This window comes from Bradyrhizobium sp. U87765 SZCCT0048 (genome assembly GCF_018131225.1).
In the GTDB taxonomy this organism is placed as follows: domain Bacteria; phylum Pseudomonadota; class Alphaproteobacteria; order Rhizobiales; family Xanthobacteraceae; genus Bradyrhizobium_A.
On record NZ_JAFCMM010000004.1, the window covers coordinates 189,142 to 214,658 of the forward strand.

At 67.0% G+C, this 25,517-nt stretch carries 23 protein-coding genes; 13 read left to right on the forward strand and 10 right to left on the reverse strand.

Going from position 1 to position 25,517, the window contains the following annotated elements:
- Nucleotides 1-14: 14 nt before the first annotated feature.
- From JQ639_RS23645 to JQ639_RS23655, 3 genes are all read right to left on the reverse strand, one after another.
- Complete coding sequence (locus JQ639_RS23645; RefSeq protein ID WP_211967676.1) at nt 15-977, reverse strand: acetyl-CoA carboxylase carboxyltransferase subunit alpha; 963 nt, start codon at nt 975-977, stop codon at nt 15-17.
- A 452-nt stretch (nt 978-1,429) separates the two neighbouring features.
- Nucleotides 1,430-2,509 carry a site-specific tyrosine recombinase gene (locus JQ639_RS23650; RefSeq protein WP_211967675.1) on the reverse strand — a complete coding sequence of 360 codons (1,080 nt, stop codon included), beginning with the start codon at nt 2,507-2,509 and terminating at the stop codon, nt 1,430-1,432.
- A 159-nt stretch (nt 2,510-2,668) separates the two neighbouring features.
- The gene (locus tag JQ639_RS23655; protein ID WP_211967674.1) at nt 2,669-2,815 is read right to left on the reverse strand and encodes a histidine kinase; all 147 of its coding nucleotides are present in this window, start codon (nt 2,813-2,815) and stop codon (nt 2,669-2,671) included.
- 273 nt (nt 2,816-3,088) lie between these two features.
- On the opposite strand from JQ639_RS23655, the gene JQ639_RS23660 reads away from it, so the two are divergent.
- From JQ639_RS23660 to JQ639_RS23670, 3 genes are read left to right on the forward strand one after another with little or no spacing between them, the layout of a single operon-like run.
- Nucleotides 3,089-3,712, forward strand: a complete 624-nt coding sequence (locus JQ639_RS23660; RefSeq protein WP_211967673.1) for a shikimate kinase — start codon at nt 3,089-3,091, stop codon at nt 3,710-3,712.
- Nucleotides 3,709-4,848 (forward strand): 3-dehydroquinate synthase, encoded by a 1,140-nt coding sequence (aroB, locus tag JQ639_RS23665; RefSeq protein WP_211967672.1) that lies wholly within the window; start codon nt 3,709-3,711, stop codon nt 4,846-4,848. The genes JQ639_RS23660 and aroB overlap by 4 nt, the downstream gene beginning before the upstream one ends.
- Before the next feature lie 20 nt (nt 4,849-4,868).
- Nucleotides 4,869-6,179: an HlyC/CorC family transporter gene (locus tag JQ639_RS23670; protein WP_211967670.1), complete on the forward strand. Its 1,311-nt coding sequence runs from the start codon at nt 4,869-4,871 to the stop codon at nt 6,177-6,179.
- 180 nt (nt 6,180-6,359) lie between these two features.
- On the opposite strand, the gene JQ639_RS23675 is transcribed toward JQ639_RS23670, so the two are convergent.
- The gene (locus JQ639_RS23675) at nt 6,360-6,617 is read right to left on the reverse strand and encodes a BolA family protein (protein WP_502748180.1); all 258 of its coding nucleotides are present in this window, start codon (nt 6,615-6,617) and stop codon (nt 6,360-6,362) included.
- A gap of 237 nt (nt 6,618-6,854) precedes the next feature.
- Between JQ639_RS23675 and JQ639_RS23680 the strand changes: the two genes are divergently transcribed.
- Nucleotides 6,855-7,490 (forward strand): J domain-containing protein, encoded by a 636-nt coding sequence (locus JQ639_RS23680; protein ID WP_211967668.1) that lies wholly within the window; start codon nt 6,855-6,857, stop codon nt 7,488-7,490.
- Nucleotides 7,491-7,579: 89 nt separating this feature from the next.
- On the opposite strand, the gene JQ639_RS23685 is transcribed toward JQ639_RS23680, so the two are convergent.
- Nucleotides 7,580-8,671, reverse strand: coding sequence for a citrate synthase/methylcitrate synthase (locus JQ639_RS23685; RefSeq protein ID WP_211967667.1), 1,092 nt, complete (start codon nt 8,669-8,671; stop codon nt 7,580-7,582).
- A gap of 76 nt (nt 8,672-8,747) precedes the next feature.
- Between JQ639_RS23685 and JQ639_RS23690 the strand changes: the two genes are divergently transcribed.
- The gene (locus tag JQ639_RS23690) at nt 8,748-9,971 is read left to right on the forward strand and encodes a citrate synthase family protein (protein ID WP_211967666.1); all 1,224 of its coding nucleotides are present in this window, start codon (nt 8,748-8,750) and stop codon (nt 9,969-9,971) included.
- Here JQ639_RS23690 and JQ639_RS23695 read toward each other — a convergent pair.
- Genes JQ639_RS23695 through JQ639_RS23705 form a run of 3 tightly spaced genes read right to left on the reverse strand, consistent with a single transcriptional unit; the run spans nt 9,968 to nt 12,365 of the window.
- On the reverse strand, nt 9,968-10,651 hold the full coding sequence (locus JQ639_RS23695; protein WP_211967962.1) for a DUF2161 domain-containing phosphodiesterase: 684 nt from the start codon (nt 10,649-10,651) through the stop codon (nt 9,968-9,970). The two genes, JQ639_RS23690 and JQ639_RS23695, sit on opposite strands and share 4 nt — an antisense overlap.
- A gap of 30 nt (nt 10,652-10,681) precedes the next feature.
- Entirely contained in the window at nt 10,682-11,698 is a 1,017-nt protein-coding gene (locus tag JQ639_RS23700) for a ribonuclease T2 family protein (protein ID WP_249123296.1), read from the reverse strand.
- A gap of 22 nt (nt 11,699-11,720) precedes the next feature.
- Complete coding sequence (locus tag JQ639_RS23705; RefSeq protein WP_211967665.1) at nt 11,721-12,365, reverse strand: DedA family protein; 645 nt, start codon at nt 12,363-12,365, stop codon at nt 11,721-11,723.
- A gap of 279 nt (nt 12,366-12,644) precedes the next feature.
- On the opposite strand from JQ639_RS23705, the gene cobS reads away from it, so the two are divergent.
- From cobS to JQ639_RS23720, 3 genes are read left to right on the forward strand one after another with little or no spacing between them, the layout of a single operon-like run.
- The gene (gene cobS, locus JQ639_RS23710; RefSeq protein WP_211967664.1) at nt 12,645-13,640 is read left to right on the forward strand and encodes a cobaltochelatase subunit CobS; all 996 of its coding nucleotides are present in this window, start codon (nt 12,645-12,647) and stop codon (nt 13,638-13,640) included.
- Between the two features lie 8 nt (nt 13,641-13,648).
- Nucleotides 13,649-15,541 carry a cobaltochelatase subunit CobT gene (gene cobT, locus JQ639_RS23715; protein ID WP_211967663.1) on the forward strand — a complete coding sequence of 631 codons (1,893 nt, stop codon included), beginning with the start codon at nt 13,649-13,651 and terminating at the stop codon, nt 15,539-15,541.
- Between the two features lie 4 nt (nt 15,542-15,545).
- Entirely contained in the window at nt 15,546-16,598 is a 1,053-nt protein-coding gene (locus JQ639_RS23720) for an esterase-like activity of phytase family protein (RefSeq protein WP_211967661.1), read from the forward strand.
- Between the two features lie 134 nt (nt 16,599-16,732).
- On the opposite strand, the gene rpmB is transcribed toward JQ639_RS23720, so the two are convergent.
- Complete coding sequence (rpmB, locus tag JQ639_RS23725; RefSeq protein ID WP_211967659.1) at nt 16,733-17,026, reverse strand: 50S ribosomal protein L28; 294 nt, start codon at nt 17,024-17,026, stop codon at nt 16,733-16,735.
- A gap of 381 nt (nt 17,027-17,407) precedes the next feature.
- Between rpmB and JQ639_RS23730 the strand changes: the two genes are divergently transcribed.
- The 5 genes from JQ639_RS23730 (at nt 17,408) to JQ639_RS23750 (ending at nt 23,923) form a co-directional block, all read left to right on the forward strand.
- Nucleotides 17,408-18,247 (forward strand): DUF3108 domain-containing protein, encoded by an 840-nt coding sequence (locus tag JQ639_RS23730; protein ID WP_211967657.1) that lies wholly within the window; start codon nt 17,408-17,410, stop codon nt 18,245-18,247.
- A gap of 316 nt (nt 18,248-18,563) precedes the next feature.
- Complete coding sequence (locus JQ639_RS23735) at nt 18,564-21,908, forward strand: helicase-related protein (RefSeq protein ID WP_211967656.1); 3,345 nt, start codon at nt 18,564-18,566, stop codon at nt 21,906-21,908.
- Nucleotides 21,909-21,930: 22 nt separating this feature from the next.
- Nucleotides 21,931-22,203 (forward strand): RNA-binding S4 domain-containing protein, encoded by a 273-nt coding sequence (locus tag JQ639_RS23740; RefSeq protein WP_211967655.1) that lies wholly within the window; start codon nt 21,931-21,933, stop codon nt 22,201-22,203.
- Between the two features lie 139 nt (nt 22,204-22,342).
- Nucleotides 22,343-22,681, forward strand: a complete 339-nt coding sequence (gene fdxA / locus JQ639_RS23745) for a ferredoxin FdxA (protein ID WP_211967654.1) — start codon at nt 22,343-22,345, stop codon at nt 22,679-22,681.
- A gap of 255 nt (nt 22,682-22,936) precedes the next feature.
- Nucleotides 22,937-23,923, forward strand: coding sequence for a CarD family transcriptional regulator (locus tag JQ639_RS23750; RefSeq protein WP_211967652.1), 987 nt, complete (start codon nt 22,937-22,939; stop codon nt 23,921-23,923).
- 107 nt (nt 23,924-24,030) lie between these two features.
- Here the strand turns inward: JQ639_RS23750 and JQ639_RS23755 are convergent, their stop codons facing one another.
- Nucleotides 24,031-25,479 (reverse strand): M48 family metalloprotease, encoded by a 1,449-nt coding sequence (locus JQ639_RS23755; protein WP_211967650.1) that lies wholly within the window; start codon nt 25,477-25,479, stop codon nt 24,031-24,033.
- Nucleotides 25,480-25,517 lie beyond the last annotated feature (38 nt).

A 25,517-nucleotide genomic window follows, 5' to 3' on the forward strand; every position in this document is an offset into this window, starting at 1 on the left:
CGATCTGCCGCCGATCAGCCGAGCTTGCGGCCGATGTTGAGGAATTTCTGCCGGCGCTGGTCGCGCAGCGTCTTGCCGTCGAGATGGCGCAGGTCGTCGAGCGCCAGCGCGATGGCCGCGCCCGTGGTCGAGATCATGGCGTCGGGATCGCGATGGGCGCCGCCGGCGGGCTCCTTCAGCACGCTGTCGATAACGCCGAACCGCAGCAGGTCCTGCGCGGTGATCTTCATGCTGGTGGCCGCTTCCTGCGCCTTGGTCGAATCGCGCCACAGGATCGAGGACGCCGCTTCCGGCGAGATCACGCTGTAGATGGCGTGCTCGAGCATCAGCACCTGGTTGGCCGTGGCGATGGCGATGGCGCCGCCCGAGCCGCCCTCGCCGATGACCACGGCGACGTTCGGCACGGTGAGTTCCAGGCAGGCATCGGTGGAGCGGGCGATGGCTTCGGCCTGGCCGCGTTCCTCGGCGCCGATGCCGGGATAGGCGCCGGCGGTATCGACCAGCGACAGCACCGGAATGGAGAATCGGTTGGCCATCTCCATCAGCCGCACGGCCTTGCGATAGCCCTCGGGGCGCGCCATGCCGAAATTGTGTTTGAGACGGCTCTCGGTCGTCGCGCCCTTCTCCTGGCCGATGACACAGACGCTTTCGCCCCTGAAGCGGCCGAAACCGCCGACCAGCGCCTCGTCCTCGCCGAACTTGCGATCGCCGGCGAGCGGTGTGAACTCGGTGATCAGCGCGTTGATGTAGTCCATGCAGTGCGGCCGCTGCGGATGACGCGCGACCTGTGTCTTCTGCCACGGACTGAGATTGGCGTAGAGCTCGTCGAGCGCCTGCTGGGACTTGTCCTCGAGGCGCGAGATCTCGTCGCTGATGTCGCTGCCACCCGCGGCGAGCGACCGGAGCTCATCGATCTTGGAATCGAGTTCGGCGACGGGCTTTTCGAAATCGAGATAACTGCGCATCACATCCGGCATGAAAGGACCATTGGGCTACCGCGTCATCAGATGAAATGGAATTCGGATCACGTCAAGAAGTCGCGTATCTTCAAGAGATTAGCGCTATTTCGAGGCGACCGGACGGCCGTTTCGCTGAATGCGCCGCAATCGGGCGCCGGCAGTGGCGCGGGAAACTGGACTCCCGCACCGCGCAAGTCAATACACGGGCGCTCTGCGTCTTCCCAGCGCGGGGGCGCTCTTGATGACATCGTGAATGGGCCCCAGCCTGTTGTCTTGACGCGGTTTTGTCACGCGAGCCGCGGCCGGCCGCGCTCGAAAACGCCCTGGCGTGCCGTGCGCGGCGTTCCTGTGATTGTCGCCGCGGACCATTTGCCGCCCGCAACGCCATAAAGCTTTCTGGAATCATGGATTTGCCGGCGCTGCGATGGCGAGTCCCGGCCGGGCCGAGGTCGCGATGGCACGACACCGGACTAGCTTCCGGCGGCCTTGTCGGCGAGCGGATGGAGGTCGCGCACCAGGCTCTTGAGGCGCTCCTCGACGACATGGGTGTAGATCTGCGTCGTCGAGATGTCGCTGTGGCCGAGAAGGGTCTGGACGATCCGCAGGTCGGCGCCGTTGTGCAGCAGGTGGCTGGCGAATGCATGCCGCACCACATGGGGACTGACGAGGCGCGGCGAAAGGCCTGCTGCGGCGGCGAGTTCCTTGAGCTCGCGCGCGAAATGCTGCCGCGTCAGATGGCCGCTGTCGCCGAACGAGGGAAACAGCCATTTCGATGACGGCGTGGCCGTTGCGGTTGCTGGTCGCGTCCCCTTTGTGGCCGCCTTCGCAGTTCCCTTCGTGACTCCCTTGTTTGTTGCTCCCCTGGCCGGCTTGCCGGCCGTGTCGCCGCTGGCGGTGCCGCCTGCCGCTGCTGCACTGGCCGCGGCGAGATAGTCTGCCATCGCACGCCGCGCGGCGTCGTTGAGCGGCACGAGGCGTTCCTTGTCGCCCTTGCCGCGCACCACGATCATGCGTGCATCACGGCGTGCGGCAGAGACCGGCAGCGACACCAGCTCCGAGACGCGCAGGCCGGTGGCGTACAGCACCTCCAGCAGGCAGGCGAGACGCAGCGCACGCAGGCGCTGGCCGTCGGTCTGGCCCGGCGTTTCAGTGAGAGTCCTGGCGTGCGCGAGCAGGCGGTCGACATCGGCGATGGTCAGCACCTTGGGCAGGCCGCGGCCGCGCTTGGGGCCGGACAGGATTGCCGCGGGATCGTCGGTGCGAATGCCCTCGGCGAGCAGGAAGCGGAACAGGTGGCGTATCGCCGACAGCCGCCGCGCGACGCTCGACGACTTGAAGCCGCGGGCGTCGAGATCGTCGAGATAGCCGCGCAGCATCTCGGTGTCGGCGCCCGCGAAATCCGACTTACGGCGTTTGAGGAAGGCCGAGAAATCCTCGAGGTCGCTGCGATAGGCGGACAGCGTGTTGTCGCCCGCGCCCTGCTCGGCGGCGAGCATGTCCAGGAACAGCTGGGTCAGCCGCGGATCGGAGGAGTTCGTGTCGGATCGCATGAATGAACTTCGGGTCTGGCCGCGTTGTCGATCCCGTCACGGGGGGGAAGCACGGCGCGACCGCACACGTAAAACGCGCCCCTCACGCCGGTCCATGGGGACCCCGGAACACTAGGACCAGAAAGTTGCCAGTGTCCTATCGGAGCACGAGTTCCGCGTTCAGCGCTTGAGGAACTTGTCGGGCGGCACCGTAACGGTCATCTCCCGCGGGCTCGGCTTGACGAAGTTCGCCAGCGCGAAGATGCCGCCATAGATCAGCCCGCCGATCACGCCGACGACGGCCAGAAAGCGCAGCAGGCTGGGCATGAACGCGTGTCCCCGGTTGTCGATCTGAAAGTCCCGTCGCGCCGGTTATACGGGCCCTGGAACCAAACCGACACAGGCAATATCATGATTCCAGTGCGGTTTTGCTCGTTGAGGGGGCTGCGCGGCGCGGTGCGCCGACGCGGCGAGGCCCTTGGCGTGGGCGGGACGCCGAATCGGAGCGTACACGGGCGATGCCTCTGGCAACCGGGTTGATCGGGGTAGTATAGGAACCCTCTCGCAGCCGCCGGTCCGCCGGCGCACAAGGTTGGGTTGATGACTGAGGCGGCGTCACAGCAAAGCATTCCGTCGGGCCGGGAGGCCGCCGTCGCGGCGGCGCTCGGCGCGCGTTCGATCGTGCTGGTTGGAATGATGGGCGTGGGCAAGTCGACCATCGGCCGCCGTCTCGCCGCCCGCCTGCGGCTGCCGTTCACCGACGCCGACCATGAAATCGAGATCGCCCACGCCGGCATGACCATTCCCGAGATTTTCGCCGACCATGGCGAGCCTTACTTCCGCGACGGCGAGGCGCGGGTGATCTCCCGCCTGCTCGACGGCACGCCGGGCGTGCTTGCTACCGGTGGCGGCGCCTTCATGCGCGAGGACACCCGGGCGCGCATTCGTGCCAAGGCGGTGTCGGTGTGGCTGCAGGCCGACGCCGATGTCATCCTGCGCCGGGTCAAGCGCCGCGCCGACCGGCCGCTGCTGCAGACCGAGGATCCGGCAGCGACCATCCGCCGCCTGATCGACGTTCGCTATCCGGTCTATGCCCAGGCCGACCTGACCGTGCTGTCGCGCGACGAGCCGCACGACAAGATCGTCGGCGAATGTGTCGACGCGCTCTACCACCATCTGTGCCCCGACGCAGTCGAGGCCCCGCAACTGAGTGAGATCCGATGACCGCGCCGCTGAACCGATCCGCCCCGATCACCGTCGCGGTCGAGCTCGGTGAACGGGCCTACGACATCATCATCGGCCGCGATGTGCTGGGATCGCTCGGACAGCGCATCGCGGCGCTGCGTCCCGGCGTGCGCACCGCCATCGTCACCGACCGCACCGTGGCGCAGCACTGGCTCGCGCCGACCGAGGCGGCGCTTGCCGAGGCCGGCCTTCCGACGACGCGTATCGTGGTTGGCGAGGGCGAGGCGTCGAAGAGCTATGGCGTGCTGCAGGAGGTCTGCGAAGGGCTGATCGGCGCGAAGGTGGAGCGCAACGATCTCGTCATCGCGCTCGGCGGTGGCGTCGTCGGCGATCTCGCCGGCTTTGCGGCCTCGCTGGTTCGCCGCGGCGTCGATTTCGTGCAGGTGCCGACCTCGTTGCTGGCCCAGGTCGATTCTTCCGTCGGGGGCAAGACCGGCATCAATTCGCCGCAGGGCAAGAACCTGATCGGCGCCTTCCACCAGCCGGTGCTGGTCGTGGCCGACACCGCGGTGCTCGACACGCTGTCGCAGCGCCAGTTCCGCGCCGGCTATGCCGAGGTCGCCAAATATGGCCTGCTCGGCGACGCCGGCTTCTTCGCCTGGCTCGAGGCCAACCATGCCGAGATCTTTTCCGGCGGCGCCGCGCGCGAACATGCCATCGCCACCAGCTGCCGCGCCAAGGCGGCGATCGTGGCGCGCGACGAGCGCGAGACCGGCGAGCGCGCGCTGCTCAACCTCGGCCACACCTTTGGCCACGCGCTGGAGGCGGCGACCGGCTTCTCCGATCGCCTGTTCCACGGCGAGGGCGTTTCGGTCGGCATGGTGCTGGCGGCGGAACTTTCCGCCGAACTCGGTCTGATCGCTCCCGACGATGCCGCGCGCATCCAGCGCCATCTTGCTGCGGTCGGCCTGCCGACCCATCTGCAGGACATCGCGGGCTTCCGGCAGGAGGGCCTTGCCGACGCCGACGCGCTGATGGCGCTGATGGCGCAGGACAAGAAAGTAAAGCGTGGCCGCCTGACGTTCATTCTGCTGGAGGCGATCGGTCAGGCCGTGATCCGCTCCGATGTCGAGCCCGCGGTGGTGCGCGAATTCCTCGCGCGCCAGCTCGACTGACACCAGATCGGCGGTACGGGATGTACTGGCTCTCATTCGCGATCGTGATCGGCTGCCTCGTCGTCTCGGCGTTCTTCTCGGCAAGCGAGACGGCGCTGACGGGGGCGTCGCGGGCCAGCATGATGCGGCTGCAGAAGCAGGGCAGCCGCGAGGCCGGCATCGTCGGCTCGCTGCTCAACGCCCGCGAGCACATGATCGGCGCGCTGCTGCTCGGCAACAACATCGCCAACATCGGCGCATCCGCGCTCGCCACCGGCATCTTCACCGCATGGTTCGGCGAGGTCGGCGTGCTCTACGCCACCGGCGCCATGACCGTGCTGGTGGTGATCTTCGCGGAAGTGCTGCCCAAGACGGTCGCGATCAATGCGCCCGAGCGCGTCGCCCTGCTGGTGGCGCGGCCGATGAAGTTCCTGGTGATGCTGCTCGGGCCGGTGCTGACCGTGATCGAGGCGGTGGTGCGCGGCATGATGCGGTTGTTCGGCATTCCGATCGGCGTCAACCAGCCGATCCTGTCGCCGACCGAGCGGCTGCGCGGTGCGGTCGATCTCATCCATCATGAAGGTGGCGTCGAGAAGCAGGACCGCGACATGCTCGGCGGGCTGCTCGACCTGCGCGAGCTGCAGGTGTCCGACGTCATGGTCCACCGCACGGAGATGGTGCTGATCAACGCCGACCTGCCGTCCGAGGATTTGGTGCGCGAGGTGCTGGCGACCGAATACACCCGCATTCCGCTGTGGCGGGAGAAGCCGGAAAACATCGTCGGCGTGCTGCATGCCAAGGACCTGCTGCGCGCGATCCGGGCCGCCGACGGCGATCTGTCCAAGGTCGATGTCAACGCCATCGCCGCGCCGCCATGGTTCGTGCCGGAGATGCGGCCGCTGCCGGAGCAGCTCAAGGCGTTCCGCCGCCGCAAGACCCACTTCGCGCTCGTCGTCGACGAGTATGGCGAGGTCGAGGGGCTGGTGACGCTCGAAGACATCCTCGAGGAGATCGTCGGCGACATCTCCGACGAGCACGATGTGGTGGTGGCCGGCGTGCGCGCCCAGCCCGACGGTTCGGTGCTGGTCGATGGTTCGGTGCCGATCCGCGATCTCAACCGCGCCATGGACTGGAACCTGCCGGACGAAGAGGCGACCACGATCGCCGGCCTCGTCATCCACGAGGCGCGCTCGATTCCCGAGCGCGGCCAGAGCTTCACGTTCCACGGTTTCCGCTTCCGCGTGCTGCGGCGGGAGCGCAACCGCATCACCGCGCTGCGCATCGTGCCGCTGACGGGCGAAGCCGAAATGCCGGTGGCGCCGCGGCGGCGGCGTGCCGGGTCGTCGTTCTAGCTGGACGTCGTTCTCGCTGGCGCCAAGCCGAAGCACGCCAAGCATGGCGCGGGAGCGCGCAGGATCGCCGTCGTCGTCTGTCGCAAAGTGAGACGAAACTCGGACCTGGATACCTGACCGGTACCGGGAAGTCCCGAGAAAGGCGCGCGTTTCAGCCGTGCTTGTGGTTCCAGCGCGATCTCAGGCGGGAGTGTCGGCCTTGATGGCGAGCGCATGGACCTGGCCAGCGAGCTCGTCCGCCAGCAGCGTGTTGACCATGCGGTGGCGCTCGATCCGGCTCTTGCCGCTGAACGCCGTCGACACGATATGAACCCTGAAATGTGTCTCACCGCCGGGCCGGTGGCCGGCGTGGCCCTCATGCAGATGTGATTCATCGCGGATGTCGAGGTGGGCCGGAGCGAAAGCTTCGGTCAACTTCCTCGTGATGGTATCTTTCATCATGGGGCGCGGCGTCCGGTCGGGTGCGGTGTGATGGAGTTGGCGGCGATTGGCGAGGTCACAACGGCAAGGTCACAACGGTGGTGATCAAAATCGCCGAAGTGTCGGTCGCCGACATGATCCCGTCGCAATCAGTCACGATGCCGGTGCTGATCAACAGCGCCTTCTTTTAAGCTAGGTACATTAACTTTGGTGTCAAGACTTGTAGATTTCGGCGCTGCGAGGCCATAGTCGACCATGGATTCTGATTCAAAATTCTTCGACAGCATTCGCATCAAGCCGCGCGCGCAGCAGCAGAAGCAGCAGGTCGCGCGCGAGAAGGTGACGCTGTGCGGCTGGCAGGGCTGCGACAAGGCCGGCACGCATCGCGCGCCGAAGGGCCGTGGCCACGAGCGCGAATACTGGACGTTCTGCATCGACCATGTGCGCGAGTATAATGCGTCCTACAATTACTTCTCCGGCATGAGCGACGACGCCGTCGCGCGCTACCAGAAGGACGCGCTGACCGGTCACCGGCCGACCTGGAAGATGGGCGCCAACAGCGGGGTCAAGGGCAAGGCCAGCCCGGAGGATTTCGACGGCGCCGCCGATCCCTTCAGCATGTTCAGTGAATTGAACGGCCGCGGTTCGTGGCGGCCGGGGCCGGCGGGCGGCGCCAAGCCGCAGGAGACGCGCAAGGTCTTCAATGCCGAGCGCAAGGCGCTGCAGGTGATGGGGCTGTCCGTCTCCGCCACCACCGACGAGATCAAGACCAAGTACAAGCTGCTGGTGAAGCAGCATCATCCGGATGCGAACGGCGGCGACCGTTCCACCGAGGACCGCCTGATCGAGATCATCAAGGCGTACAACTATCTCAAGACCTTGCAGCGCTGAGCGCTGCGTCATGGTGCACCTGTGCCAGAGGCCGCGCGTGGCGCGGCCTCGTGGCGTCTGGCGTCACCGCAGCTGTGATCACACCGTGATCACGCCGGCAACGGGCCGATATAGGCCGAGCTCGGACGAATGAGCCGGCCGCCGCGCTGCTGTTCGCGGGCGTGCGCCGTCCAGCCCGCAGCGCGGCCCACGGCGAAGATCGGCGTGAACGCCTGGCGCGGGATCGCCAGTGCATCCAGCAGGATCGCGGTGAAGAACTCGACATTGGTGTCGAGCGGGCGGTTCGGCTTCTCGCGTCGTAGCGCCTCGCGCGCATAGGCCTCGACCTCGCCGGCGAACGGCAGGTCGGTGCCGTTGGTCGCCAGACGCTCGATTGCGCCCTTGAGCACGTCGGCGCGTGGGTCGCGCACCCGATAGATGCGGTGGCCGAAGCCCATCAGGCGTTCGCCGCGCGCCAGCGCGTCGTCGATCCACGGCTTGATCCGGGTCCGGTCGCCAATCGCACCCAGCATTTCCAGCACCGGCTCCGGTGCGCCGCCATGCAGCGGTCCGGTCAACGCGCAATAGCCGGCGGTTACCGACGCGAACAGGTCGGCCTGCGTGGAGGCGACGACGCGGGTGGCGAAGGTCGAGGCGTTCATGCCGTGATCGCACACCGTGACGAGATAGGCGTCGAGCGCCGCCGCCTCGCGCGCGTCGGGTTTGCGGCGATGGATCATTGCCAGCGTGTCGGCGGCGTGGCCGAGCGTCGCGTCCGGCGCGACCGGGTCGGCGCCCCGCGCGCGCTGGATCAGCGCGCCGGCAATCACCGGCAGCGCGCCGACGATCGTCGCCTCGTGGCTGAGGCCGCTCTCGGCGCGCAGCGCCGCGACCGCCGCGCGGAAGCCGTCGACGATCGACAGTCCCCGGCTTGCCGCCAGAAACTCCGGCAGGCGGACGAAAGCGCGCTCGCGGGCAGCACCGAGCGCGGCGCGCACGGCCGCCTCGCCGACCGGCTGGCCGGTACCGCTCGACCACAGTCGCGCCGTCACGCCCTCGAAACTCGCCTTGCCGGCAAGGGAGCCGACCCGTTCGCCGGCAATGATCAGTTCGCCACGCTCGCCGTCGACATGGCTGAGCACGGTCTCGGCGGCAGGAATGCCGTCGAGGCCGATCGGGGTCTTGCTGAGCTGGATGTTCATCGGGGGTCTCCTTCACTTCGGAGGCCCAGAGTCTGCTTGCTCGACAGATTGATCAATCTTGATTATATAAATCAATATGAAGAAGACGGACTCGCTGTATCTCTCGGCCCGGGAGGCCGCGGCGGAACTGGCGATCTCGCCGGCGACGCTCTACGCCTATGTCAGCCGCGGGCTGATCCGCTCGGAGCCGACGGCCGGCGCGCGCAGCCGGCGCTACCGCGCCGAGGACGTCCGCGCCCTCAAGGAGCGGCGGACGCCGTCGCCGGAGCCGCGCGGCCTCAAGAGCTTCGATGCCGACCTGCCGGTGCTGGATTCGGCGGTTGCGACCATCACCGAGGACGGCCCGATCTATCGCGGCGTGAACTGCATCCATCTCGCCGAAGCCGACACGCTGGAGCATGCGGCGACGCTGCTGTGGGACGCGGCGAGCGTCGATCCGTTCGTGCCCGGCAACATGCCCCATGTCTCGGAAGCGATGCGCACGATCGCGGCCGCCGCGCGTGATGCCGCGCCGATCGACCGCACCATTGCCGTGCTGGCGCTCGCCGCCAGCGCCGATCCGCAGGCGTTCACCCGCGCGCCCGATGGCCGCGCCATGGCCGGAGGCCGCATCCTGCGTCTCGTGGTCGCGACCATGCTCGGTGTCGCGCCGTCGCCGGAGCCGCTGCATCGTCAGATCGCGCGCGCGTGGGCGCCGGAGCACGCCGCCGCGCCGGACCTGATCCGGCGGGCGCTGGTGCTGCTCGCCGATCATGAGCTCAATGCCTCGACGTTCACGGTGCGCTGCGCGGCGTCGACCGGTCTCAATCTCTATGATGCGATGATCGCCGGTCTCGCTGCACTCAAGGGGCCCAGGCATGGCGGCGCGGGCGCGCTGGCGGCGCAATTCGTGCGCTCGCTGATCGATGGCGACGTCGCGCCGGTGGTGCGCGAGCGCGTCGCGCTCGGCGAACGCTTCGCCGGCTTCGGCCACGGCGTCTACAGCAAGCAGGGCGATCCGCGGGCGCGGATGCTGCTCCGCGCCCTGGCGAAATCCGGCGCGCCGAAGCGCTTCACCCAGGACATCCCGGCACAGGTGCTGGAGGCGACCGGCGAATTCGCCAACATCGACTATGCGCTTGCGGTGTTGACCCATACGCTGCGCCTGCCGCTCGGCAGCGAGATCGCGCTGTTCGCGATGGCGCGCACGGTGGGATGGATCGCCCATGCGAGCGAGCAACTGCGCCATGGCGGGCTGATCCGGCCGCGCGCGCGCTATATCGGGCCGGCGCCCGGGCGCCCCATTGTCGTGCCGCGCTAGGAATTCGCCGGACCGCAGTCCGCCGCGGCTGCATGCTGCGGCCAGCGCTCCAGCGCGGCGCGGCCCTGATCCGTCAGCGTGTAGATGCCGCGCTCGAGGCGGTCGAACCAGCCGTAGACGTTATGCTGCAGGATCTTCGGCGCTTCCGGCACCGCGGCGGCAAGGTCGCGCCGCCGCTGCGGCCCGGCCTGCAGCGCCGCGGCGCAGAGCAAAGCCTGCTGGCGATAGGCGGTCATCTGCGGCACGCGGGTGCTGCCGCCGAGTGCTGGATCGCCGCGGCGCTTGCGGTATTCGGCGAGCAGGCGCGAGCGGCGCTTCGGCTCGCGGCGCGGTTGCGGCGCCTCGGGACTGACAATGACCTCCACCGTGTCATTGTCCGCAACGCCGAGCAGGCCGAAGCCGAGCCGGCGGCAGAGGTTGCGAAAGCGCGCATCGCTCTCCCGGCCGGCGCCGCGCGCCGAGACGCGCGCCGCCAGCCACACTTCATCGCAGGCGCCGGCACGGTCGACGCCCTGCAGCACGAGTTCGAGATTGAAGCGCTGCTTCAGCTCGCAGATCACCACCACCGGTGGTTCGCCCTCGCGCACCGCCAGCACGTCGCAGCCGCCGATCTCGCCCTTGGCGGTGAAGCCGAGCGTTTCGAGAAAGGCCTTCACGGGCAGGTAGAGCGCGGTTTCCAGGGCAGCACCTTCAGGGCGTAACAGGGCGCATCACTGCAGGCCGACGGGGTCGACAATGCCGGAGGTGCAGCCCTGATCGGTCGGCGACGCCTGTGCGATCAGGTCGGACAGGCGGGCGCCATCGGTGACGTCGCCGCGCAGGCCGATGGTCATCTCGACGATGATGCGGCGGTTGCCGTCGCGCTTGCAGGCGACGCGCACGCGATCGCCCGCACCGGCGCCAAAGCCCTGGTCGAACGCCGCGCGGATGTCGCTGGTCTGGATCTCGCGCCCGATATTGTCGGCGAACAGCTTCTGCACCGGCGAGGTGTTGATCTCGCCGATCAGCGCGATCTCGCGGCGGAAATAGGCGTCGGCGGATTTTTCGAAGAAGCAGCTGCCGTGCTCGGTCCATTCATGGCGGTCGAGGTAGGAGGCGACGCCCGGCATCGCCTTTTCGAGCGCGGTGCGGGTCGCCGGCTGCAGGTCCGTCGCCGGCAGTTGATCCCAGCGGTGCGACTTGTCGGCGTCGATGTCCGCCGCCGACACGCCGCAATAGGCATTGCCGCGCGGCTGCGGCCACAGGCCGTGCAGGGTGAAGTGGGTGGCGTCGTAGCGGTCTGCGGTCTGCGTCCGGCATTCGGTCTTGTCGGGCAGGCCCTCGCAGAACGCGGCCTGCCAGCTGATGGCGAAGACATATGACGCCTTGCCGTCGGCGGGTGGGCCGCCCGCACGGCGTGGCGTGACGGCCGGTGTCGGGGCGGCATCAGCGCCGCTGACCGTGCCGCAGTCGATCGCGACCCAGCGCTGCTGCGGGTCAGCGCCGTCGACCACCACCCGGTAGTGGGTCGCGTCGGTCCTGTTGCGGGCGAGGAGGCGGTAGCCATGACCGGCTTCGAGCGCGACGTTGCCGGGATTGGTCTGCTTGCGGATCGACTGGAGCGCCGGACAGGCCTGCTTCGCGGTGAATGTGCCCTGCATCGGCTCGTCGGCGTAGGCGGTCGTCGTCAGGGGCGCAGCGAACATCACCGCGAGGGCGGGCGACAGCAGCGGCAGCAGGCGCATCATCAAACACTCCGAATATGGATGGTCATATGATTTTGATTCGATCACCCAAATTATCGGCTCGATGGCGATACTGCCAAATCGCAAGCGCCACGACGGCGACCGCGGCCGCCGCGAGCGCCAGCGCGGCAAGATGGTGGTGCAGCGACGTGCCCCACTGCTTGAGGGCCGATCCGGCGAGCAGGCCGGGAACGACGTGCAGCGGCGCCCACAGGGCGATGGCCACGATATTGACCGGAAAAAAGCGCTGCGGCGGCATGTCGAGAGCCCCCGCCGTCACCGGCACGAAGGCGCGGACCGGCGGGATGAAGCGGGCGAGAAACACCGCCAGCGTGCCGCGGCCGGCGAAGAATTCCTCGCTGCGGGCAATCACGGTGGGGTAGTTTTTCAGCGGCCAGGCCTCCAGGATCTGCCGCTTGCTGCGGTGTCCGACCCAATAGGCCGCGCCGTCACCGATGACGGCCCCGGCAAAGGCGCTCGCGAGCATCGGCACGAGCTTCAGTCCCCCGGTGGCGATGACGGCGCTCAGCCCGAGAATCACGGTGGAGCCGGGGACGAACGATCCCAGCACCGGCACCGCCTCGAGCAGCGCAGCACAGAATACGGTGGCATAGGCCCATGCCGGGTAGGCCGACACGAGATCGACCAGGCTGTAGAGAGGGGATGTCAAGACAGGAGCCCTCGCGTGCTCAGGTGTTCGCCGGAGCCGGACCGGAGCAGCGACACCGGTCGGACAAGCGCTGTCGGGACGGAAATCGTCATTCCAATTCGCAAGGCAGCCTTTCAAAACCTGATGGACCAGCCTATCTAGATGATATCGCAACGAAACTTTGATTGATAGGTGGGCTTCTGCCCGCCGCGTCTCTCTGCTAGGTTTCCCGACGCAGCCCAAACCGTAGCAAGCTTGAATGCGCCTGGCTTCGGGAGCGCCCGAAATCACGGAGGATTGATGACCGCCGCCACGACGACCGCGACCGAGCCCGCCAACTTGCCCGACATGAAGGTGTCGGTGCGCCAGGTGTTCGGGATCGACAGCGACCTCGAAGTCCCCGCCTACTCCGAAGTCGATCCGCATGTGCCGGACGTCGATCCGGACTATCGGTTCGATCGTGCGACCACGCTCGCCATCCTCGCCGGCTTCGCCAAGAACCGCCGCGTCATGGTCACCGGCTTCCACGGCACCGGCAAGTCGACCCACATCGAGCAGGTCGCCGCGCGCCTCAACTGGCCGTGCGTCCGCGTCAACCTCGACAGCCACATCAGCCGCATCGATCTCGTCGGCAAGGACGCGATCGTGGTGCGCGATGGCAAGCAGGTCACTGAATTCCGCGACGGCATCCTGCCGTGGGCCCTGCAGAACAATGTCGCGCTGGTGTTCGACGAATACGACGCCGGTCGCCCGGACGTCATGTTCGTGATCCAGCGCGTGCTCGAAGTGTCGGGACGCCTGACGCTGCTCGACCAGAACAAGGTGATCAAGCCGCACCCGGCTTTCCGCCTGTTCTCGACCGCGAATACCATCGGCCTTGGCGACACCTCCGGCCTCTATCACGGCACGCAGCAGATCAACCAGGGCCAGATGGACCGCTGGTCGATCGTCACCACGCTGAACTACCTGCCGCACGACGAGGAAGTCGAGATCGTCCTTGCCAAGGCGCGCCACTACCGCACGGCGGAAGGCCGCGAGATCGTCAACAAGATGGTCCGCCTCGCCGACCTGACGCGCAACGCGTTCGCCAACGGCGACCTGTCGACGGTGATGAGCCCGCGCACGGTGATCACCTGGGCCGAGAACTCCGATATCTTCGGCGACATCGGCTTTGCCTTCCGCGTCACCTTCCTCAACAAGTGCGACGAGCTGGAGCGCCCGCTGGTGGCGGAGTTCTATCAGCGCTGCTTCAATGCGGAGCTGCCTGAATCCGCGGTGAACGTCGCACTGAGCTGAGTGAGGGAATGACCTCCAACATCAAGTTCCGGAACAGCTCCAAGGAAGCACCGACCGAGCCGTTCAAGCGGGCGGTCAGCTCGTGCCTGCGTGCCATCGCGAGGCAGCCGGAGCTCGATGTCACGTTCGCGGCCGAGCGGCCGGGCCTGTCGCCCGGCAAGGCGCGGTTGCCGGAGCCGGCGCGGAAGATGAGCAAGCGTGACGCCGCGGTGGTCCGCGGCCACGCCGATTCCATCGCGCTACGCATCGCCTGTCACGATCCCAAGGTGCATCGCAAGCTGCTGCCGGCCAACCCTCAGGCGCGCTCGGTGTTCGAAGCGGTCGAGCAGGCGCGGGTCGAGGCGATCGGCGCACGCCGCATGGCCGGCGTCGCCAAGAACCTGACGGCGATGCTCGACGACCACTTCCATCGCGGCAAGTTCGACGAGATCACCGACCGCGCCGACGCGCCGCTGGCGGATGCGCTGGCGATGTTGGTGCGTGAGCGGCTGACCGGCCAGGCGCCGCCGGCTGCGGCGCGCAAGGTGGTCGATCTCTGGCGGCCGATTCTCGAAGACAAGATCGGCGCACGGCTCGACCGTCTCGACAAGCTCACCGAGAACCAGGAGCGGTTCGGCGACGCGATCCATGATCTGCTCGATGCGCTCGAACTCGGCGAGGACCGCAGCGCCGATCAGGACGACGACGATCAGCAGGACGACGAGCGCGAGGGCGAGAAGGATCAGTCCGGCTCGGACGGCTCGCCCGACACCGACGCCGCCCAGGAAATGAGTGCCGAGCAGGCGCAGGCGACCAGCGAGGAGATGTCCGAGAGCGCGATGGAGAGCGCCCAGGCGTCGTCGAGCGACATGTTCGACGATGGCGACATGGGCGACGACGATACGCCCGGCGAGACGTCGCGTCCGCCGCATCGCGGCGGCAACGAGCCGCGCGGGCCGGAGTATCACGCCTTCGCGCCGAAGTTCGACGAGGTGGTCGCGGCCGAGGACCTGTGCGATCACGACGAGCTGGAGCGGCTGCGCAGCTATCTCGACAAGCAGCTCGCGCATCTGCAGGGCATCGTGGCGCGCCTCGCCAACCGCCTGCAGCGCAAGCTGATGGCGCAGCAGAACCGCGCCTGGGAGTTCGACCTCGAGGAGGGCATCCTCGATCCGGCGCGGCTGTCGCGCGTGGTCACGGATCCGTTCCACCCGCTGTCTTTCATGCACGAAAAGCAGGCGACATTCCGCGACACCGTGGTGACGCTGCTGCTCGACAATTCCGGCTCGATGCGCGGCCGTCCGATCACGGTCGCGGCGACCTGCGCCGACATCCTCGCGCGCACGCTGGAGCGTTGCGGCGTCAAGGTCGAGATTCTCGGCTTCACGACGCGGGCGTGGAAGGGCGGCCAGTCGCGCGAGGCGTGGCTGGCGGCCGGCAAGCCGGCCAATCCGGGCCGTCTCAACGATCTCAGGCACATCGTCTACAAGTCGGCGGACGCGCCGTGGCGGCGCGCACGCAAGAACCTCGGCCTGATGATGCGCGAGGGTCTTCTGAAAGAGAACATCGACGGCGAGGCGCTGGACTGGGCGCACAAGCGCCTGCTCGGCCGTCCCGAGCAGCGCAAGATCCTGATGATGATCTCCGACGGCGCTCCGGTCGACGACTCCACGCTGTCGGTCAATCCCGGCAACTACCTCGAGCGGCATCTGCGGCACATCATCGAGGAGATCGAGACCCGATCCCCGGTGGAGCTGATCGCCATCGGCATCGGCCACGACGTCACGCGCTACTACCGTCGCGCGGTGACCATCGTCGATGCCGAGGAGCTCGGCGGCGCCATCACCGAGAAGCTCGCCGAGCTGTTCAGCGAAACCGAGGCGCCGGCCGCGCCGCGGACCCGGCGGCGTCTGCACTCCTGAGCGAATGATCGCGGGAACGAGCCGCCGCCGTGTGCTGCCGCGTCTTGCCGCCGCCGCGCTGGCGTTGCTCGCGGCGACGATGGCGCTGGTGCCCGTCGCGGTCGCGCAGACGGCCACGGCGGCAAGGCCCGCGGCGATCGAGGTCAACAGCCGGCCGATCGGCTATTTCTCCCATGGCGAGCCGTCGCGCGTGCGGTTCGGCTCGCTCGAATTCGTCAGCGGCCTCGTGCTGACCTCGTCGTTCCGGGGCTTTGGCGGGTTGTCGGCGCTGCGGGTCGATCCGCGCGGCGAGCGTTTCGTCGCTGTCAGCGACAAGGGGACCTGGTTTACGGGCCGCTTCGTCTATCGCGGGCGGCAGCTCGCCGGTCTCGCCGAGGTGACGGCGGCGCCGGTCCTCGGCCCCGATGGCGGGCCGATCGCGCGACGCGGCTGGTACGACACGGAGTCGCTCGCGATCGACGGCGACACCGCCTATATCGGCATCGAGCGGGTCAATCACATCCTCAAATTTCCAGCCTTCGGCCGCGACGGCGTGCGGGCGTATGGTGAGCCGATCAGCGCTCCGCCGGCACTGCGCCGGCTGCCGTTCAACAAGGGGCTGGAAGCGCTGGTCGTGGTGCCGCGTGCGCTGCCGCTCGGCGGCACGTTGCTGGCGATCTCCGAGCGCGGCCTGGATGCCGCCGGCAATATCCAGGCCTTCATGATCGGCGGGCCGTCTCCGGGCGAGTTCAGCGTCCGTCGTCGCGATGACTACGATGTCAGCGATGTCGCGGTGCTGCCGTCGGGATCGCTGCTGCTGCTGGAGCGCAAGTTCTCCATCTTCTCCGGCGTGGGCATCCGTATCCGCCGCATTCCCCTGGCCGGGGTGGTGCCGGGAGCGGTGGTCGACGGTCCTGCGATCTTCGAGGCGGATCTCGGCTACGAGGTCGACAACATGGAAGGACTCGACGTGCACGAGACTGCGGCGGGCGACACCATCCTGACCATGGTGTCCGACGACAATTTCTCCCTGCTGCAGCGAACTCTGCTGCTGCAGTTCAAGCTGGTCGATCCGTAAGCAGCATTATTGTGCGCGCTGCGCGGGCCATTGCACGAACGAATGGCAGGAAGTGCGGATGGCAGAAGCGAATGGCACAAACGCAAAAAAGCCGGGCGCGGCCCGGCTTGATCGCAGTTCAAAAGGACGGGCGATCAGCTCGCCGCGGCCAGCGTCTTCTTCTCGATCTGGCGCTTGAGGTCGAGGGCACGCGGCGACAGCTCGTCCGCCTTGGCCTTGATCAGGAACGCGTCGAGGCCGCCACGGTGATCGACGCTCTTGAGCGCGTTGGTCGAGACGCGCAGGCGCACCGAGCGGCCGAGCACGTCAGAGATCAGCGTGACGTTGCACAGGTTCGGCAGGAACCGGCGCTTGGTCTTGATGTTGGAGTGGCTCACCTTGTGACCCACCTGGGGAGCCTTAGCGGTCAGTTCGCAGCGCCGGGACATTGGCGAAATCCTCTTTCGTCCCCGAGGCTGCCATCAGGCGCACGGGGGTTTAAAATCGCGTCCATTTCAGGAACCGCGGACGTATAGGGGGCGCAGCGGCCATCGTCAAGATAAAGCCGCCGCCTGCGGCGAAGAAACCAATGGAACCGGCGATTTAACCGGCCTTTTCGGCGAATTGCGTGCCCCGCTCGCCAACATATTAACGACGCAATCGCCGCCGCACTATCCCCTGAGGGCTGCAAGGCCGCCGCGATGCCGAATTTCACCTTATCCGAAAATGCTTTAGCGGCGGCCGCTGTGTTTGCCGCAAAGTTCGCTTATATGGCGGCTTGAGAAGTGGAACAGGACTCGCCATCGGTGGTGGTTTCTCGGGTTTTCCAGATGGGCGGCCGATCGCCGTGGCGGCGGATTGGGTTGGGTCTCGGCTGTGCCGGCATGCTGGTGCTGGGATCAACGAGCATTCACGCCCAAGGCAAGCTCGATGCGCGTTACGAGGCCAGCGTCGCCGGTATCCAAGTCGGAAAAGGCTCCTGGGTCATCGATATCGCAGAGGATCAGTATTCCGCGTCCGCCAGCGGTGGTTCGACCGGACTGCTGAAAGCGGTCGCCGGCGGCTCCGGCACCAGCGCGTCCCAGGGGCGTATGGTCAACGGCCAGTTCGCACCGGTGAGCTACACGGCCACGATCACGTCCGACAAGAAATCCGAAACCATTCGCATCCAGCTCGTCGGCGGCAATATCAAGGACACCTCGATCGAGCCGGAGCCCGAGCCGACGCCTGACCGGATTCCGGTCACGGACGCGCACCGTCATGGCGTCGTCGATCCGATGACCGGCTCGCTGGTTCGCGTCGGCGGAACGGCGGATCCGGTAGGGCCCGAAGCCTGCAAGTCGACGGCATCGATCTTCGACGGGCGCATGCGCTACGATCTGCGGCTCGATTACAAGCGCCTGGAGACGGTCACTGCCAAGGGCTATCAGGGTCCAGTGGTGGTCTGCGCCATCGCGTTTCGGCCGATCTCGGGGTATGTGCCCGACCGTCCGGCCATCAAGTACCTGATCGCCCAGCGCAACATGGAAGTGTGGCTGGCGCCGATCGCAGGCACGCGTGTGCTCGTTCCCTACAAGGTCCTCGTGCCGACGCCGATCGGGATGGCCACTCTGGAGGCCACCCAGTTCGTCTCCACGGCGGCTGTGCGGACGACGGCGAAAACGCAGTAGTTCAGGGCGCTCGGCTCCGTTGAAAAAATCGCCCAGGGGAGCCCGCATCGTGCAACGAATCCTGTTGACTCCGACCGGAGTGTCGCCGGACCCGCATGTTAACCTTTGCGCGCGTGAGTCCGTGGATTTGACGATATGGAATCTCGATGTAGTGCCGCAAATCCGGAGTCAGCAACGACATCTGGGGGCGCTTCGGTCGCACGTCGCGCGAGTCAGCGATTCGGACCTCGTTCGTTCCGGACTCGTTCCAGAGCTTAAATCGGCGTGCGCCGCGCGTCGCAAGGTGAAACACATCTAGCCGGGATTGCCGCAGCTCATGTCCTTGTCTTCCTTGTCGAATGCGAGTGGCCGCGCCCCCGGGGCCGGTGTCACCGCCGTGCTCGGTCCGACCAATACCGGCAAGACCCATCTCGCCATCGAGCGCCTGCTGGCGCATTCGTCGGGCATCATCGGCCTGCCGCTGCGCCTGCTGGCGCGCGAAGTCTATAACAAGATCGTCGCGCGGATCGGGCCGGCCGAGGTCGCATTGATCACCGGCGAGGAGAAGATCAAGCCGTCGCGGCCGCGCTACTGGGTGTCGACCGTCGAGGCGATGCCGCGCGATCTCGACGTGTCCTTCCTGGCTGTCGACGAAATCCAGATCGCCGCGGATCTCGAGCGCGGCCATGTTTTCACCGATCGCATTCTCAATCGGCGCGGGCGCGACGAAACCTTGCTGCTCGGCGCGGCGACAATGCGGCCGATCATCGAAAAACTGCTGCCGGGCGCCAGCATCGTGACGCGCCCGCGGCTATCGAACCTGCTGTTCGCCGGCGACCGCAAGATCACGCGGCAGCCGCGGCGAACCGCGATCGTGGCGTTCTCCGCCGACGAGGTCTACGCCATCGCCGAGCTGATCCGGCGCCAGCATGGCGGAGCTGCGGTGGTGCTGGGATCGCTGTCGCCGCGCACGCGCAACGCCCAGGTCGACCTGTTCCAGTCGGGCGATGTCGATTATCTCGTGGCGACCGACGCCATCGGCATGGGCCTCAATCTCGATGTCGATCATGTGGCGTTCGCCTCCGACCGCAAATACGATGGCTACCAGTTTCGCCGCCTGACGCCGTCGGAATTCGCCCAGATCGCCGGCCGGGCCGGCCGCGCCACCCGTGACGGCACCTTCGGCACCACCGGCCGTTGCGAACCGTTCGAGCCCGAACTCGTCGATGCGCTGCAAAACCATGCCTTCGATAGCGTCAAGCTGCTGCAGTGGCGCAATTCCAGGCTGGACTTCTCGTCGCTCGGCGCGCTGCAGGTGTCGCTGGCCGAGTCGCCCCGTCACGAGGCCCTGACCCGCGCCCCGCTCGCCGAGGATGTCCGTGTGCTCGACCACGTCTCCCGCGACGCCGAGGTCAGGGACATGGCGCAGGGCAGCGCGGCGATCGAGCGGTTGTGGGAGGCCTGCCAGGTCCCGGATTATCGCAAGGTGGCCCCCGCGGCCCATGCCGAGCTTGTCACAACCCTGTTCGGGTTCTTGATGCAAAAGGGTCGCATTCCGGACAACTGGTTTGGGGCGCAGATTGCCCAAACCGACCGAACCGACGGTGATATCGACACGTTGTCGGGCCGGATCGCCCAGATCCGGACCTGGACCTTCGTGGCCAACCGTCCCGACTGGCTGGTCGACCCCGAACATTGGCAGGGCATTTCCCGGTCCGTGGAAGATAAATTGTCAGATGCGCTGCATGAACGGCTAACTGAGCGTTTCGTTGATCGCCGGACCAGTGTATTGATGCGCCGCTTGCGAGAAAACACGATGCTGAATACGGAAATTGGAAAGACCGGCGAAGTCGTTGTCGAGGGCCATGTGATCGGCCGGCTCGACGGGTTCATGTTTGCGCCGGATGCCGCGGAAGCGGGGTCGGAGGCCAAGGCGCTGCATGCTGCAGCGCTCAAGGCGCTGGCCGGGGAAATCGATGCACGCGCCGAGAAGCTGTCGAAGGCGCCAGACGACCAGTTCGTGCTGGCCTCCGACGGCACCTTGCGCTGGACCGGCGACGCAGTGGCCAAGCTGGTTGCGGCCGACGACGTGCTGCATCCACGGGTGCGCATCATCGCCGACGAGCGCCTCACCGGCGCGCCGCGCGATGCGGTGCAGGCCCGGCTCGACCTGTGGCTCAAGACCCACATCGAGAAGCTGCTCGGGCCGCTGTTCGAGCTGACCAAGGCCGAGGACGTCACCGGCATCGCCCGTGGCATCGCCTTCCAGCTCGTCGAGGCGCTGGGCGTGCTCGAACGCCAGAAGGTCGCCGCCGAGATCAAGGATCTCGACCAGCCGTCGCGCGCGACGCTGCGCAAGTACGGTGTGCGCTTCGGCGCCTATCACATCTATGTGCCGTCACTCCTGAAGCCGGCGGCCCGCGGCATCGCGTCGCTGCTCTGGGCTCATAAGGAAGACAACGTCGATGTGTCGGCGCTGTCGAGTGCCCAGCATCTGGCGTCGAGCGGCCGGACCTCGTTCCCGGTCGACAAGGCGCTGAACCGCGACGCTTATCGCGTGCTGGGCTATCGCCAGTGCGGCGAGCGCGCCGTACGCGTCGACATTCTGGAGCGGCTCGCTGATCTCATTCGCCCGGCCCTTGCCTGGCGCGAGAATTCGCCTGGGCCGAAGCCTCCGGGTGCGTTCGATGGCCGCGGCTTCACCGTCACCCAGGCGATGACGTCGCTGACCGGATCGGCCGGCGAGGATTTCGCTTCGGTGCTGCGCGCGCTGGGCTATCGCATGGACAAGCGTCCGCCGCTGCCGCCCGCGCTCGTCGCGGAGCCGGTCGAGGCGGCCGCCGCCGAAACACCTGCTGCCGAGACGTTGTCCGACCAGCTTGCGTCCGACCAGGTGACTTCCGATCAGGTGACGTCCGATCAGGCGGTTGTGGATCAGGTCCCGGTCGATGCGGGCGATGTCGCGCCGGCGGCGGATGCCGCCGACAGCGTGGATGCGGCCGCTGATGTGCCGGTCGAGGCGGCCTCCGAGCCCGCCGTCGGAGCGGCCGCCCATGCCGAAACCGAGGTTGAAGTCGGGACCGCGGCCGCCGTGGAAGCCCCGGCTGCCGAGGTCGTGGCGGCGAGCGGCGACGATGCCGGTGCGCCGGCCGCGGAGGTTGCAGCCGAGCCGGCCGTCACCGAGGCGATCGAAGCTCAGGCCGGCGCTGAGGTTGCCGCCGAGCCGGCGGCGCCTGCGGAGCCGGTGCTGGTCGAGGTCTGGCGTCCGGGTGGCCGTTCGGAAGAGCGTCGTCCGCGCCATGATCGTCATCCGCGCCGGGGGCAGGCCCATGCGGGAGCGGATGCGGCGGCGGGTGATGGCCGTGGGCGGCGCGACCGCCGCGACGATCGCCGGCCGCGACAGGATCAGGCCGCCACCGCGGAAGCGGGCGACGGCGCTGCGGCGCGCGAATCGCAAGGGCACAACCGCAACAAGCAGCGCGGGCGATTGCCCGATGGCTTCAAGGGCAAATTCCGGGGCAGCAATCCGGGCCGCAACGAGGGGCGTCCGCCGCATGGCGGCCAGCGTCACGGCCAGAGCGCTCCGCCTCGCGAGCGCGATCGGCCGATCGACCCGAACTCGCCGTTCGCCAAGCTCGCGGCCCTCAAGGAACAGCTCACCGCCAACCGCAAGGACGGCTAACCTCAAGGGATCGACCGCCCGCGTGGACCGTCAGCGCATCGACAAATGGCTGTGGCATGCGCGGGTGGTCCGTACCCGGGCCGACGCGGCGGCGCTGGTCTCGGGCGGTCATGTCCGCCTCAACGGCGCCCGCGAGACCTCGCCGGGGCATGCGGTGAAGCCCGGCGACGTGCTGACGGTCGCGCTGGACCGTTCGGTTCGTCTGCTGAAAGTGACGGGTTTCGCCGAGCGCAGAGGCGATGCCCCCTCGGCCCGCACGCTCTATGAGGATATGCGGGGGGCGCAGCAGGGGTAGCCGCGCTGGCGCCGAGCCACTTCCTCATACCTGAGGACTTGGGCGGCGGCCGGGTTACTGCTATGCAGCGGTTCGCTTGCAGCAGAGGGCGTCCTGCGCTACGCCATCGCCAGACATCAGACCGGTTCCGGAGCTTTGGATGACTTACGTCGTCACCGACAACTGCATCAAATGTAAGTACACGGATTGTGTCGAGGTTTGCCCCGTCGATTGCTTCTACGAGGGGGAGAACATGCTCGTGATCCATCCGGACGAATGCATCGATTGCGGTGTCTGTGAACCGGAATGCCCGGCGGACGCGATCAAGCCGGACACCGAGCCGAGTCTTGAGAAGTGGCTGGAGCTCAACGCCAACTACGCCAAGAGCTGGCCGAACATCACCCAGAAGAAGGACCAGCCGGCGGACGCCAAGGAATTCGACGGCGTCGAAGGCAAGCTGGATAAATATTTTTCGCCGAATCCCGGCAGCGGCGACTGATGAGCGCACGCGGCGCCACGCTGGCGCCGCTTTTTCCGGTATTTTCCGGGAAAACGAGTCGACTTTTAACCCTAATAGTGAATGCGGCTTCAGTGGCCGCATCAGCCGCGTTGCTGAACCCGCATAAATCATTGATTTTTGCGGGAAATGTGTTATTCTGGTCACATTCAATAAGCCGGACCCTGTGTTGCCTGCTTATGGCCGCCGGGTTCCCCATAATCATTAACAGGGGCGTGGCGGTTCCACGCGCAGGTTGTGGCCAGCAAAACGCGTAACCAGAGTACGTCCAAATCGGCTTCGTCGAAGACGGCAAAGAAGACGGCTGTCGCCGCCCGCAGCACGTCAAAAAGCCCTGCCAAAGGTCCCGCGAAGAAGGATACCCGAGCAGCCTCGAAAACGACCGCTCACAAGGCGCCCGTGAAACCAGCGCCTGCCAAGTCCTCCAAGAACACAAGAAGTGAAATGCCGAAAACCTCTTCTGCTCCTGCCAAGACTGCCAAGGCCCCCGCTGCGAAGGTCGCTGCTGCCGCTGCTCCGAAGCCGTCCGTCGCCAAGCCGGTTGCTGCTGCGCCTGCCGCAGCCGCCGCCAAGCCGGCTGTGAAGCCCGTGGCCGCGCAGCCGCGTGTGGAAGAGCCCAAGAAGCCGCTGACCCAGCGTCAGGGCTTCAAGACCAACGAGTTCGTGGTCTACCCGGCGCATGGTGTCGGTCAGATCCTGTCGATCGAGGAGCAGGAAATCGCGGGCGCCAAGCTCGAACTGTTCGTCATCAACTTCATCAAGGACAAGATGACGCTCCGCGTGCCGACCGCCAAGGTCGCCCAGGTTGGCATGCGCAAGCTGTCCGAGCCGGCGCTGGTCAAGAAGGCGCTGGAAACCCTCAAGGGCCGCGCCCGCATCAAGCGCACCATGTGGTCGCGCCGCGCCCAGGAGTACGAAGCGAAGATCAACTCCGGCGATATCGTTGCGATCGCCGAAGTGGTCCGTGATCTCTATCGTTCGGAATCGCAGCCGGAGCAGTCCTACAGCGAACGCCAGCTCTATGAAGCAGCGCTCGATCGCCTGTCCCGCGAGATCGCTGTGGTGCAGCACATCACCGAGACCGAGGCCGTGAAGGAGATCGAGGCGTCGCTCGCCAAGAGCCCGCGCCGCGGTGCGGCCAAGGCCGAGGCGGACGCCGACGGCGAGACCGATGGTGACGATACCGACGGCGAGGATTCGGTCGCCGAGGACGAGGCGGCCTGATCAAGGCGTCTCATCTTCAATGAACAAGGCTTCAAAGAACAAGGCCCGGCGCTTGCGCCGGGCTTTTTTGTTGCGTCAGCTGTGGGCAAGGCGGTGGAACACCGCGGTCAATCGACGATGATCTTGACGCGGTCGCGCGCCTTGATCGTGTCCTGCGCGCCGAGGCCATTGATGATGCGGAAGCGCTCGGCCTGGTGGTCGACGCCGGCCATGCGATGGGCCAGCGATTCCACGGTGTCGCCCGGCTGCACGTTGATCACCCGGATCCGCAGCGGCCGCGCCTCCTGGACCTCGGCGCTGGTCAGGCGACGGAACGAGTTGACGGTGTCGCGGAAGCTGCGGTCGCCCTCGTTGGTGCGTTGACGCGCGGCAAAGATGAAGCGGTAGACATCGCTGCCGAAGCGCAGGGCATAGACGCGGAACTGCCACTGGTCGCCGCGCGCGATCACGGTCGCGGCCGGAAAGCCATTGAGGGTGAGATCCTCGACCGATGCCTTGTCGACGTTCTCCATCCAGCCGGAGACGAGATACTCGCCGAGCGATTGCTCGGCGGGCACCCGCACCACATCGAAGCGCATCGCCTGGCTGCCACCTTCGCGCACGCCGACCACGGCCTGCGCGGTGTTCTCCAGCGAGAAGCCGTCCGGTGCCGTGAAAGTGAAGCCGAGCTTGGGATGCAGGAAGCGGCGGCCGCGCACGAAGCCTTCGCTCGGATCCTCGCCATAGACGATGTTGTCGATGGCGTTGAGATACTCGTCGCGGTCGCGCGGCGGTGATTGCGGCCCGGCATACTGGCGCGCGTTGGATTGCGCGTTCTGGATGCGCTCGGGCGTCGCCGGATGCGACGACAGGAAATCCTGCGAGCGCGGATCGATGCCCGAGCGCTGGGCCTTGAGCGCCGCATTGCGCTCCATGGCACCGAGGAAGCGGGCGGCGCCGTAGGGGTCGAAATGCGCGCGGGCGGAGATGCCGACGCCGATGCCGTCGGCCTCCAGCTCCTGCGCCCGCGAGAAGTTCGCCATGGTCAGCTTGGAGCGCGCCAGCGCCAGCGCGGTGAGGCCGGGATCGTCGCTCATGTCCTGAACCACGCGCGTCACCAGTGCGGCCTGCCGCGCCTGGTCCTCGCGCATGGCCGCGTGCTTGGCCAGCACATGGGCCATCTCGTGCGACAGCACCGACGACAATTCCGAGGTGTCGCTCGCCAGCGCGACGAGGCCGCGTGTGACATACAGCTGACCGGTCGGCAGCGCGAAGGCGTTGACCGCGCCGGAATTCAGGATGGTGACCTTGTAGGACAGATCGGGCCGTTCCGACGCGGCGACCAGCCGCTCGACGGTCTTGTTGATCAGCGCTTCGAGTTTCGGATCGTCATACGGGCCGCCATAGGACGCGAGAATGCGTTCGTGTTCGCGCTCGGTCGCCGGCGTCTGGGCCACCGGTTTGGGAAACTTCGCGGTGCCGGAAACGGGTGGCGTGACAGCGGTCTGGAAACGCGTGGTGTCGCCACAACTGGCGAGGGAGAGGGCCGCGGCCAGCACGACGGGCGCCGCGAGCATGCGGCGGGACCTTTCCCGCAGGAAACGTTCCGGTCGTC

What these genes read in the sequence shown, in the direction of transcription:
- JQ639_RS23645 (WP_211967676.1), bottom strand. Translation starts at nt 977, where the DNA reads ATGCCGGATGTGATGCGCAGTTATCTCGATTTCGAAAAGCCCGTCGCC.
- JQ639_RS23650 (WP_211967675.1), bottom strand. Translation starts at nt 2,509, where the DNA reads ATGCGATCCGACACGAACTCCTCCGATCCGCGGCTGACCCAGCTGTTC.
- JQ639_RS23655 (WP_211967674.1), bottom strand. Translation starts at nt 2,815, where the DNA reads ATGCCCAGCCTGCTGCGCTTTCTGGCCGTCGTCGGCGTGATCGGCGGG.
- JQ639_RS23660 (WP_211967673.1), top strand. Translation starts at nt 3,089, where the DNA reads ATGACTGAGGCGGCGTCACAGCAAAGCATTCCGTCGGGCCGGGAGGCC.
- aroB (WP_211967672.1), top strand. Translation starts at nt 3,709, where the DNA reads ATGACCGCGCCGCTGAACCGATCCGCCCCGATCACCGTCGCGGTCGAG.
- JQ639_RS23670 (WP_211967670.1), top strand. Translation starts at nt 4,869, where the DNA reads ATGTACTGGCTCTCATTCGCGATCGTGATCGGCTGCCTCGTCGTCTCG.
- JQ639_RS23675 (WP_502748180.1), bottom strand. Translation starts at nt 6,617, where the DNA reads ATGAAAGATACCATCACGAGGAAGTTGACCGAAGCTTTCGCTCCGGCC.
- JQ639_RS23680 (WP_211967668.1), top strand. Translation starts at nt 6,855, where the DNA reads ATGGATTCTGATTCAAAATTCTTCGACAGCATTCGCATCAAGCCGCGC.
- JQ639_RS23685 (WP_211967667.1), bottom strand. Translation starts at nt 8,671, where the DNA reads ATGAACATCCAGCTCAGCAAGACCCCGATCGGCCTCGACGGCATTCCT.
- JQ639_RS23690 (WP_211967666.1), top strand. Translation starts at nt 8,748, where the DNA reads ATGAAGAAGACGGACTCGCTGTATCTCTCGGCCCGGGAGGCCGCGGCG.
- JQ639_RS23700 (WP_249123296.1), bottom strand. Translation starts at nt 11,698, where the DNA reads ATGATGCGCCTGCTGCCGCTGCTGTCGCCCGCCCTCGCGGTGATGTTC.
- cobS (WP_211967664.1), top strand. Translation starts at nt 12,645, where the DNA reads ATGACCGCCGCCACGACGACCGCGACCGAGCCCGCCAACTTGCCCGAC.
- cobT (WP_211967663.1), top strand. Translation starts at nt 13,649, where the DNA reads ATGACCTCCAACATCAAGTTCCGGAACAGCTCCAAGGAAGCACCGACC.
- JQ639_RS23720 (WP_211967661.1), top strand. Translation starts at nt 15,546, where the DNA reads ATGATCGCGGGAACGAGCCGCCGCCGTGTGCTGCCGCGTCTTGCCGCC.
- rpmB (WP_211967659.1), bottom strand. Translation starts at nt 17,026, where the DNA reads ATGTCCCGGCGCTGCGAACTGACCGCTAAGGCTCCCCAGGTGGGTCAC.
- JQ639_RS23730 (WP_211967657.1), top strand. Translation starts at nt 17,408, where the DNA reads ATGGGCGGCCGATCGCCGTGGCGGCGGATTGGGTTGGGTCTCGGCTGT.
- JQ639_RS23735 (WP_211967656.1), top strand. Translation starts at nt 18,564, where the DNA reads ATGTCCTTGTCTTCCTTGTCGAATGCGAGTGGCCGCGCCCCCGGGGCC.
- fdxA (WP_211967654.1), top strand. Translation starts at nt 22,343, where the DNA reads ATGACTTACGTCGTCACCGACAACTGCATCAAATGTAAGTACACGGAT.
- JQ639_RS23755 (WP_211967650.1), bottom strand. Translation starts at nt 25,479, where the DNA reads ATGCTCGCGGCGCCCGTCGTGCTGGCCGCGGCCCTCTCCCTCGCCAGT.